The 9,901-nt window shown below is 65.0% G+C and carries 9 protein-coding genes and 1 pseudogene; 6 read left to right on the top strand and 4 right to left on the bottom strand.

Going from position 1 to position 9,901, the window contains the following annotated elements; translation table 11 throughout:
* Positions 1-447 precede the first annotated feature (447 nt).
* The gene (locus DK254_RS22505) at positions 448-1,581 is read right to left on the bottom strand and encodes an aminotransferase class V-fold PLP-dependent enzyme (RefSeq protein ID WP_109935552.1); all 1,134 of its coding nucleotides are present in this window, start codon (positions 1,579-1,581) and stop codon (positions 448-450) included.
* An 84-nt stretch (positions 1,582-1,665) separates the two neighbouring features.
* Here DK254_RS22505 and DK254_RS22510 point away from each other — a divergent pair, with 84 nt between their 5' ends.
* A complete protein-coding gene (locus DK254_RS22510) occupies positions 1,666-2,304 on the top strand; it encodes a TetR/AcrR family transcriptional regulator (RefSeq protein WP_009621451.1) in 639 nt (212 codons plus the stop codon).
* 83 nt (positions 2,305-2,387) lie between these two features.
* Complete coding sequence (locus DK254_RS22515) at positions 2,388-3,356, top strand: GTP 3',8-cyclase MoaA (protein WP_109935553.1); 969 nt, start codon at positions 2,388-2,390, stop codon at positions 3,354-3,356.
* Positions 3,357-3,406: 50 nt separating this feature from the next.
* On the opposite strand, the gene DK254_RS22520 is transcribed toward DK254_RS22515, so the two are convergent.
* A complete protein-coding gene (locus tag DK254_RS22520) occupies positions 3,407-4,075 on the bottom strand; it encodes a hypothetical protein (RefSeq protein ID WP_109935554.1) in 669 nt (222 codons plus the stop codon).
* A 422-nt stretch (positions 4,076-4,497) separates the two neighbouring features.
* Between DK254_RS22520 and DK254_RS22525 the strand changes: the two are divergent.
* A pseudogene (locus tag DK254_RS22525) lies at positions 4,498-4,716 on the top strand (sodium-independent anion transporter); the annotation flags it as partial.
* A 23-nt stretch (positions 4,717-4,739) separates the two neighbouring features.
* Here the strand turns inward: DK254_RS22525 and DK254_RS22530 are convergent.
* Positions 4,740-5,510 (bottom strand): hypothetical protein, encoded by a 771-nt coding sequence (locus DK254_RS22530; RefSeq protein ID WP_177412084.1) that lies wholly within the window; start codon positions 5,508-5,510, stop codon positions 4,740-4,742.
* 202 nt (positions 5,511-5,712) lie between these two features.
* Here DK254_RS22530 and DK254_RS22535 point away from each other — a divergent pair, with 202 nt between their 5' ends.
* Together DK254_RS22535 and DK254_RS22540 are read left to right on the top strand one after the other, a co-directional pair.
* A complete protein-coding gene (locus DK254_RS22535; protein ID WP_109935555.1) occupies positions 5,713-6,324 on the top strand; it encodes a DUF4823 domain-containing protein in 612 nt (203 codons plus the stop codon).
* Positions 6,321-6,881, top strand: coding sequence for a DUF1285 domain-containing protein (locus DK254_RS22540; protein WP_109935556.1), 561 nt, complete (start codon positions 6,321-6,323; stop codon positions 6,879-6,881). The genes DK254_RS22535 and DK254_RS22540 overlap by 4 nt, the downstream gene beginning before the upstream one ends.
* Before the next feature lie 414 nt (positions 6,882-7,295).
* On the opposite strand, the gene DK254_RS22545 is transcribed toward DK254_RS22540, so the two are convergent.
* A complete protein-coding gene (locus tag DK254_RS22545; RefSeq protein ID WP_109935557.1) occupies positions 7,296-8,951 on the bottom strand; it encodes an electron transfer flavoprotein-ubiquinone oxidoreductase in 1,656 nt (551 codons plus the stop codon).
* Between the two features lie 345 nt (positions 8,952-9,296).
* Between DK254_RS22545 and DK254_RS22550 the strand changes: the two genes are divergently transcribed.
* A partial coding sequence (locus tag DK254_RS22550; protein WP_109935820.1) for an electron transfer flavoprotein subunit beta/FixA family protein occupies positions 9,297-9,901 on the top strand: 605 nt, incomplete at its 3' end.

Genomic DNA, 9,901 nt, shown 5'->3' on the forward strand with positions numbered 1-9,901 from the left:
GGACTCGCCCGAGGGGGCGAAACGAGAGACATCCGAGCACTCGGTGCGGCGCGCTACACCAAGCCCAAGCCACTGGGTTCCGGCGTTCACGGGTGTGACGAGGGGGAGATCGGAGCACAGGCCCAAGGTTCGCGAGCAAGCTCGCTCCTACAGGGCCTTCAGGCCGGCACTCTTTCACGCGCATAAAAAAAACCCGGGTTCTGGGGGATGAATCCGGGTCAAGACCATTAGGAGTGTAACAATAAGGTACGCGATCCTCGGTACCTTCACTGGCGGGGCACTTGGGGGGAGATGCCGCACACCAGTAACTTCAAGTATTGGCCAAGTTCGCGGAGCTTCCACATCCGCCCGGCGGTTTTTTAAACGGATTTGGAATACTGCACAGCCCATGGCCCGCCATTTGCCGCTTGCCCGCGGGGCCAGGCCCCCTGGCTCGCGGGTTGCGGCTTATTCCCGGGCCAGGGCGGCGATGATGGCCAGTGTGTCCTCTATCACGTTTTCCGGCGTGTAGAAGTGCGGAGAGAAGCGCACCCCGGCGCCGCGCTGGATGCACACCACCTGCTCGGCCTTGAGCCGCTCGTGCAGGCGGGCGTTGTCCCAGCCGTCCAGGCTGAAGGTCAGGATGCCGGCCCGGCGTTCGGGTTGCAGCGGGCTGTGCAGGCGCGCCCCGGGGATGCGTTGCAGGCCATCCTGCAAGGCCTGTACCCGTTCGGCCAGGGCTGTGCCGACCGCCGGCATGCCGACTTCTTCCAGCAGCCCCAGGCTGGCGTCCAGCGCCACGGCGCCGAGCATGTTCGGGCTGCCGCACTCGAAGCGCCGTGCGCTGCGCGCCGGCTGCCAGTCGGCCTGGTTGTAGTTGCCGGCGTTCTCCAGCATGTGCCAGCCGTATTCCTGCAGGGACAGCAGGTCGCGCTCGGCGGCGCGGCAGTAGAACACGCCCAGGCCCTCGGGGCCGAGCATCCACTTGTGGCCGTCGGCCATGGCGAAGGCGCAGTCGTAGGCCTGGGCGTCGAAGGGCAGGGCGCCGAGCTGCTGGATGGCGTCGATGCAGAACAGCACCCCGCGCTGGCGGCAGCCGGCGCCCAGGCGTTCCAGGTCCATGCGCAGGCCGCTGGCGTACTGCACGGCGCTGATCGACAACAGGCGGGTGCGCGGCCCGCAGGCGGCCAGCAGGTCGGCTTCCGGGTCGGCGCCGGCCAGGCTCACCTGGATGACTTCCACCCCGCGGGGCTTCAGGGCTTCCCAGACGACACGGTTGGAGGGGAATTCCTGGTCGCTGATCACCACCTGGTCGCCGGCGCGCCAGTCGAGTCCGAAAGCCACGAAGGAAAGGGCTTCGGACGTATTCTTCACCAGGGCGACGTCGCCCGTGGTGGCGGCGCCGACCAGGTGCGCAAGGCGCTGGCGCAGGCGGTTCTCCACCTGCAGCCACTGCGGATAGTCGCGCGCGCCCAGGCGGATGTTCTCGCTGGCGAAGGCGGCGACGGCATCGGCGCTACGCCTGGGCCAGGGCGCCACGGCCGCATGGTTCAGGTAACGTAGGCCGGGTTCCTGGGGAAACTCGAAAGAAAGCGGATTCATGGCGGATGTTCCGTGCATTTTGGCGCTGAATAGGCATAATACGCGGCTCCGGATTTTGACTATTTTTGACCGAACAGTCTTTTTATGCAGAAAGAGCCACGCAAGGTTCGCGAATTCCGTCGTCGCGAACAGGAGATCCTCGACACCGCCCTCAAGCTGTTCCTGGAGCAGGGCGAGGACAGTGTCACGGTCGAGATGATCGCCGATGCCGTGGGTATCGGCAAAGGCACCATCTACAAGCACTTCAAGTCGAAGGCGGAAATCTACCTGCGCCTGATGCTCGACTACGAGCGCGACCTGGCGGCGCTGTTCCATTCGGAGGACGTCGCCCGCGACAAGGAACGCCTGTCGCGCGCCTACTTCGAGTTCCGCATGCGCGACCCGCAGCGCTACCGCCTGTTCGACCGCCTGGAAGAGAAGGTCGTGAAGAACAGCCAGGTGCCGGAGATGGTCGAGGAACTGCACAAGATCCGCGAATCCAACTTCGAGCGCCTCAGCCAGCTGATCAAGGAGCGCATCGCCGCCGGCAAGCTGGAAGACGTGCCCGCGTACTTCCACTACTGCGCGGCCTGGGCCCTGGTGCACGGCGCCGTGGCGCTGTACCACTCGCCGTTCTGGCGCGAGGTGCTGGAGGACCAGGAGGGCTTCTTCCAGTTCCTCATGGACATCGGCGTGCGCATGGGCAACAAGCGCAAGCGCGACGGCGACACCCCCGCCGCCTGAGCCAATGCCGGCGGCGCTTTCGGGCAGCCGCCGCGGCCATGGCGGGGATATACTGACAGGACACTCTCCGCCGGAGCCGATCGATGATCGTCGACCGCCAGGGCAGGCGCTTCCGCAACCTGCGCGTCAGCCTTACCGCCGCCTGCAACTACGCCTGCACCTACTGCGTGCCGGACGGCAAGCGGCTGGTCGCCGCGCAGGACGAGCTTTCCGCGCAGAGCCTGGTGCGCGGGGTGGCCTACCTGATCGAAGCCGCCGGCATCGAACGGCTGCGCGTCACCGGCGGCGAGCCGCTGGTCAGCCCCAAGCTGGATGCCTTCCTCCATGGCGTCAGCGGCCTCGGGCTCAAGGACATCAGCCTGACCAGCAACGGCCAGCTGCTGTCGCGCAAGCTGCCGCTGCTGCTCGATTGCGGCATCCGCCGGCTGAACATCTCCCTGGATACCCTGGACTCCGCGGCCTTCCGCGGCATCGCCCGTGGCGGCGACCTGGCCACGGTGCTCAAGGGGCTGGACGAGGCCAGCGCCGCGGGCATGAAGGTCAAGGTCAACATGGTGCCGCTGCGCGGGAGCAACCTCGACCAGGTGGTGCCGCTGCTGGACTACTGCCTGGAGCGCGGCTTCGAGCTGCGCTTCATCGAGCTGATGCGCATGGGCCACCTGGCCCGCGACGGCAATGCCTTCGCCAGCCAGTTCGTCGGCCTGCGCGAGCTGCTCGAACTGATCGGCCGCGACCATCCCTACGTCCAGGCCGACGCGCCGGTGGACGCCACCGCCCTGCGCTACGAAGTGCCGGGACGCGGCTTCTTCGGCGTGATCGCCAACGAGAGCGTACCCTTCTGCCGCACCTGCTCGCGGCTGCGCCTGTCCTCCACCGGCTGGCTGCACGGCTGCCTGTCCTCCAGCAACCGCCACTACGTCGGCGACTTGCTCGACAAGCCGCGCCACCAGGCCCTGCCGGCCCTGCAGCGGCTGCTGGTGAAGGCCCTGGCGGACAAGCAGGAAGTGGCCTTCTCCGGCGGCGTCACGGTGATGAAGATCATCGGCGGCTGAAGCCCGGCATCCGCATTGACTCGGGCATCGATCCGCGGGTGAGCGCCCGATCATCCACCCAGGGCGATGATCGCGAGGGTCAGGACTGTCCCGACTACCGCCATGGCGCCACCGCCAACCCAGGGGTTGCCGCCGGAATACCGGGCGAGCATCCAGCCGGCGGCGAACAGCATCGCCAGTGCCACCATGTTCGAGGCGCGGATGGCTACGGCCGTCCGGTCGATCAGAAGGAATGGAACCACAAGGGGGAAGGTCGCCAGGACGACCAGCAGGAACGTACCCAGCGCTCCCTTGAAGTCTTCCAGGTCCAGGCGCGAGCGGACAGGGCGGCTGGCATCGCGCAGAAGGCGCGCGCGCAACATCTCCAGCACTTCCGCATCGGCAGCCGCGGCGATGCGCGGTGGCAATAGGTCGGCAATCAGGCTCCGGCCCTTCTCCGCTTCGCTGGCGCCTTGCAGGCGAGCCAGTAACGTGCGGCTTCGCGTTCGTTCGGTCCAGGTGCGCAGCAGGTAGATGACGGCGTCGGCCAGTCCCCAGGCAAGGTTGCAGCCCAGGGCGGCGATCAACATGGTTCGTGCCTCTTCGCGCCCTGAGGAGGCCACGCTCAACGAGCCGATGAACGTCATTGCCATCAGCAGCCCGAAAATCACCTCGGTCACCCGGTCGACGGGTTCAAGGACTCTCTGCCGCCTGTCCATGTCGCTGGTTGAATCGACCATGAAAGCTCCTCGCCGAAATGGCATCGCTCAAATGGATGGCCGGCCAGCAAGGAATGGTCGCAACCCAACAGCATGACCCCTCGAGTGGCCCACGCCATCGAACAGATTGCTCGTATCCCGGCGGAGAGTCGGTTCGATTCGGCTCATGCCCCGCAGCCGGGCACGAATGGTCAAGCGTCACGCAGCGTTCGGTAATGCTCGGTAGCCCGATGCGGCAGTGAGGGGTGTTTACCCGCTTCGAGTCTAGCCCTGCCAAGCGAAACGGCAATTGCCCGTGTCATGGGGCGTGACGGCAGTATCAGGGCGGAAGAGTGGCGGTACTTCCGACCAGCTATAGTGCTTCTCATGACCTGAACGATGGGCGGACTCCGCCTCGACTCCAGCCAATAGAGGCAAGGCACCCCATGGGTCCGTCGCCGCCCGAACCCGTCACCAGCGTGGACGTTACGTCGGCCGACATGCTGGTCGAGCTGGAGCGGATTCTCCATGCCGCCGGCATCGAGCTGCACCTGGCCGAGGTGAAGGACAAGCTCCAGCGTCTGGAAGTGCTGAGCAGGATTGGCGGCGACATCTTCCATCCCACGGTCGGAGCGGCAGTGGACGCCTATCTTGTCGACCATCGGGTGGAGTGGGCGCCGTAGCGTTCATCCGCCTTCGACGAAACCTAGAACTTCCAGATAGGGCCGTAGGCGCCGAAACATGCATTTGAGAGCGCCTGGCGCCGGACGTCATGCATTTTCACGCCGCCCCATTCATTGATTTCCAGGGTCAATCGAGGCTCGAACTGCTTTCCGCTCTTCAGGTGGATGCTGTCGTAAACCATGATGTTGTTTCCCGAGTCGACGATGCGCGTCTCCATCCAGGCATCCGCTTCGTTCGCTTCATCCAGCCGGGCAAGAAGCACATTGTAAAGTGGCAGGTACCGCCCATCCCTGGACCGGCAATCGATGTTGATCTTCCTGACTATCTCCTCCGCCATCGCTGAGCTGTAGTGCAGCCTCGCGCCGAAATCCCTCTGCAGGCGTTCGACATAACCCGGGTTTTCCACATGGCTTTCGGCTGCTGCGGGGGCTGAGGTCGTCCTGTTGCCGGAAGTGGCTTCCGGCATTCCCGGGAGCTGTTCCCGGCAGGCCGCCCTGCTTTTGTAGAAACGATGGGAGACCTTCTCGCCCGTAGGCTTGTAGATCGCCGAGGCGACCAGGACTTCTCCGTTGTCGGACAGGACCGCAGTCTCCGCTGCATAGTCCCCGGCATTGCCCCAGACGCCGTTCGGCAGGCCCGATGCCCACTCGAAGCAGGACGGCGGAGAGGCGCTCCGGCGAAGCTCGTAAACACGGCCTTGCAAGAAGTTTTCAGGAGACTGGGCCGCGACTGCAATGCTCAGGAGCGATATCGCTGACAAGCAGGATGCGATGATCAACCGACTCGGATTCACACACTGTCTCCTTGTAGAACCATCCGGCCCTGGGCGGGGTAGGCAGCCAGTAGGAAGCTGTCGGAAACAAGAATAGGACGATCAAGGACTGCTGGCCGGGGACAATTGCTACGCCAGGCAGGGCGGTGCGGCCCATGATGGCGCGGAAGCTGCATCCGTCCGGCCAACGCCGGTTTTTCGACGCCGGCCGTGGAGAGATCGAATGCGCTACCTGTTGTTGACCCTGGCCCTGGCTGCGCTGGCCGGCTGCATGAAGCCCAGCGACATGGCCGAACGCACCGGCTACTACATGGGCGACGCCGGCTTCCTCGACCACAGCCAGACCCGCCGCACGGGGAATTGGCGGGTGCAGGCGGACTCCTTCATCTACATCGCCCAGGGGCACTTCGTGCCGCCGGGGCATCCCTACGCGCGGCCCAACGTGGTGGCGGAGGAGGCCTTCAAGGGCTTCGTCGAATACTTCCCGCAGGTGCGCCGGGCCAAGGCTCCGGAGGGCCTGGACGAGGCCATGCAGGAGGCGCGGGCGGCCGGCGCCGACTACCTGCTGTACACGCGCTTCGCCCGTGGCGAGGACAATGTGGGAAACTGGGAAGAGTACGAAGACACCGACAACGACGTCGGACGCGACCGCAGCGTGATCCAGGTGATGCTGATCGACACCGGCAACCGCTTCTTGCTGGACAGCGCCACCATCCGCAGCCGCGGCGGTTTCCTGACGTTCTACGACGCCCGGCCCGAGGACCTGATCGGGCCGCCGCTGGAAGAGTACGCCCGCAGCCTGCTGGGGGTGAGGGCGACCGAGGAGTTCCAATGACCGATACAGGCAAGGCCGGCGACCTGCTGGCGCAGATTCCCGCCAGCAAGGGCCTGCCGCCCGTGCACCTGTGGAACCCGCCGTTCTGCGGCGACATCGACATGCGCATCGCCCGCGACGGCACCTGGTACTACCTGGGCACGCCCATCGGGCGCAAGCCGATGGTCAAGCTGTTCTCCAGCATCATCCGCCGCGATGGCGACGACTACTTCCTGGTCACCCCGGTGGAGAAGTGCGGCATCCGCGTCGACGACGCGCCCTTCGTCGCCGTGACCCTGGGCGTGGAAGGGCAGGGCGAGGCCCAGCAACTGCGCTTCACCAGCAACGTCGAGGACGAGTTCGTCGCCGGCGCCGACCACCCGATCCGCGTCGACATCGACCCGCAGACCCAGGAGCCGGCGCCCTACGTGCTGGTGCGCAGCAACCTGGAGGCGCTGATCCACCGCAACGTGTTCTACCAACTGGTCGAACTGGCCGTGCCGCGCCTGATCGATGGCCAGCAGTGGCTGGGCGTATGGAGCGGCGGCGAGTTCTTCCCCATCGGCCCGCAGCCGTGACCGGCAGGTCCCGAGGTGGCCGGTAGTTCGCCAAAGGTGCCGCTACAGCGGTTGGGGCCCCCAAGGGAGGCACGGCTTCTCGTAGGAGCGAGCTTGCTCGCGAACAGACTCCGCTGCGGGGCTCATTCGCGAGCAAGCTCGCTCCTACGAAGAGTGAATCCAATCGTGGACGGAGTCCGCTCCTACGCTGCCCCACCCATGCCATTCCCCTGTAGGAGCGCGCCCTGCGCGCGATTCGCGGGCAGGGCCCGCTCCTACAATTCCTGTGAGGCACGGTCGTAGGAGCAGACTCCGTCCGCGATCAGCCGTCGTTGAAAACGGCGGATGACGCCGCAAGGCGCCACAGGCACAAAAAACGCCGTTCCCCTGCGAGGGAAACGGCGTTCTTTCTCCCCCGAAGGGGCCCTGCCGGCCTTACATGTTGGGGTAGTTCGGCCCGCCGGTGCCTTCCGGGGCGACCCAGGTGATGTTCTGCGCCGGGTCCTTGATGTCGCAGGTCTTGCAGTGCACACAGTTCTGCGCGTTGATCTGGAAGCGCTTGCTGCCGTCGTCGTTGCTCACCACCTCGTACACGCCGGCCGGGCAGTAGCGCTGCGCCGGTTCGTCGTAGAGCGGCAGGTTCTTGGCGATGGGCACGCTCGGGTCGGCCAGCTTGAGGTGGATCGGCTGGTCTTCCTCGTGGTTGGTGTTGGAGAGGAACACCGAGGAGAGCTTGTCGAAGCTCAGCTTGCCGTCGGGTTTCGGGTAGTCGATCTTCGGCGCTTCGCTGGCCTTCTTCAGGCTGGCGTAGTCCGGGGTGGTGTCGCGCAGGGTGACCGGGATCTTGCCGCCGAAGAAGTTCTGGTCGATGAAGTTGAACGCACCGCCACCGATGGCACCGAACTTGTGGATGGCCGCGCCGAAGTTGCGGCTGCGGAACAGTTCGTCGTACAGCCAGCTGGCCTTGAACGCGTCCACGTAGCTGGTCAGCTCGTCGCCGCCCTCGCGGCCGGCGGCCAGGGCCTCGGCGATGGCCTCGGCGGCCAGCATGCCGGACTTCATGGCGGTGTGGCTGCCCTTGATCTTGGCGAAGTTCAGGGTGCCCAGGTCGCAGCCGATCAGCGCGCCGCCGGGGAAGACCATCTTCGGCAGCGAGTTGTAGCCGCCCTTGCAGATGGCGCGGGCGCCGTAGGCCACGCGCTTGCCGCCTTCCAGGTACTGCTTGATCACCGGGTGGTGCTTGTAGCGCTGGAATTCGTCGAAGGGCGACAGGTGCGGGTTGCTGTAGGACAGGTCGATGATCAGGCCCACGACCACCTGGTTGTTCTCCAGGTGATAGAGGAAGGAGCCGCCCGGGTTGTCGTCGTTCAGCGGCCAGCCAGCGGTGTGCACCACCAGGCCCTGCTCGTGCTTGGCCGGGTCGATGTCCCAGATTTCCTTGATGCCGATGCCGTAGTGCTGGGCGTCGGCGTCGCTGTCGAGCTTGTACTTCCTGATCAGTTGCTTGCCGATGTGGCCACGGCAGCCTTCGGCGAACAGGGTGTACTTGGCGCGCAGCTCCATACCGGGGGTGTAGTACCCTTCTTTCGGATTGCCTTCGCGGTCGACGCCCAGGTCACCGGTGACGATGCCGCGGACCACGCCGTTCTCGTCGATCAGGGCTTCCTGGGCGGCGAAGCCCGGGTAGATCTCCACGCCCAGGCCTTCGGCCTGCTGGGCCAGCCAGCGGCACAGGTTGCCCAGGGAGATGATGTAGTTGCCCTCGTTGTGCATGGTCTTGGGCACGAAGAAGTTCGGCACCTTGGTGGCGGCCTGGTCGTTCTTCAGGACATAGATGTCGTCGCGCTTGACCGGGGTGTTCAGCGGGGCTTCGAGTTCCTTCCAGTTGGGGAACAGCTCGTTCAGCGCGCGCGGCTCGAACACGGCCCCGGAAAGAATGTGGGCGCCTACTTCGGAACCCTTCTCGACCACACAGACGCTGATCTCCTGACCCGCGTCGGCGGCCTTCTGCTTCAGTCGGCATGCGGCGGACAGACCGGCAGGGCCGGCGCCGACGATGACGACGTCGAATTCCATGTATTCGCGTTCCACTTCTCGATCTCTCCTAACTCAAGGCTCTACAGGCTATTTGTTGGTATGGGGCCGGGGGCGCTACCCCGGACAGAGCGGGGCGCAATTATAGCGACAGGGCCCAGCATAGTTATACCCCCCGTTTTGGGCAATACAAACGTTTGTTTGAAATGCGCGGAAGCCTGATAGAATCGGCTTCCGCGCCTTATGAACGGGCATTCACGCGTATTGACCCGACAGGGCGATGCGGTCAAGATAGCCACGGTTTTGCGGTCGCGGTCTTGCTGCGTGTAGTCGCAGATAGCGTGCACTACCGGCCAGGCCTGTCTGGCGACTTCCTATTCACCGGAGAAAAACGAGGAATCCATGAAGGTTCTTGTAGCTGTCAAACGAGTGGTTGACTATAACGTCAAGGTCCGCGTCAAGGCGGACAACTCCGGCGTCGATCTCGCCAACGTGAAAATGTCCATGAACCCCTTCTGCGAAATCGCCGTGGAAGAGGCCGTGCGTCTGAAGGAAAAGGGCGTCGCCACTGAAATCGTCGCCGTCTCCGTCGGCCCGACCGCGGCCCAGGAACAACTGCGTACCGCCCTGGCCCTGGGCGCCGACCGCGCCATCCTGGTCGAGACCAACGAAGAACTGAATTCCTTGGCCATCGCCAAGGCCCTGAAGGCCGTGGTCGACAAAGAGCAGCCGCAGCTGGTCATCCTCGGCAAGCAGGCCATCGACAGCGACAACAACCAGACCGGCCAGATGCTGGCCGCGCTGACCGGCTACGCCCAGGGCACCTTCGCCTCCAAGGTCGAAGTCGCTGGCGGTCAGGTCAAGGTCACTCGCGAGATCGACGGCGGCCTGCAGACCGTTGCGCTGGAGCTGCCGGCGATCGTCACCACCGACCTGCGCCTGAACGAGCCGCGCTACGCGTCGCTGCCGAACATCATGAAAGCGAAGAAGAAGCCGCTGGACGTGGT

Source organism: Pseudomonas sp. RW407 (assembly GCF_003176655.1).
Taxonomy (GTDB): domain Bacteria; phylum Pseudomonadota; class Gammaproteobacteria; order Pseudomonadales; family Pseudomonadaceae; genus Pseudomonas; species Pseudomonas delhiensis.

Excerpts from the sequence above, each read along its gene's own strand:
- DK254_RS22540 (WP_109935556.1), top strand. The coding sequence starts at position 6,321 with ATGACCGATACAGGCAAGGCCGGCGACCTGCTGGCGCAGATTCCCGCC.
- DK254_RS22520 (WP_109935554.1), bottom strand. The coding sequence starts at position 4,075 with ATGGTCGATTCAACCAGCGACATGGACAGGCGGCAGAGAGTCCTTGAA.
- DK254_RS22505 (WP_109935552.1), bottom strand. The coding sequence starts at position 1,581 with ATGAATCCGCTTTCTTTCGAGTTTCCCCAGGAACCCGGCCTACGTTAC.
- DK254_RS22510 (WP_009621451.1), top strand. The coding sequence starts at position 1,666 with ATGCAGAAAGAGCCACGCAAGGTTCGCGAATTCCGTCGTCGCGAACAG.
- DK254_RS22535 (WP_109935555.1), top strand. The coding sequence starts at position 5,713 with ATGCGCTACCTGTTGTTGACCCTGGCCCTGGCTGCGCTGGCCGGCTGC.
- DK254_RS22515 (WP_109935553.1), top strand. The coding sequence starts at position 2,388 with ATGATCGTCGACCGCCAGGGCAGGCGCTTCCGCAACCTGCGCGTCAGC.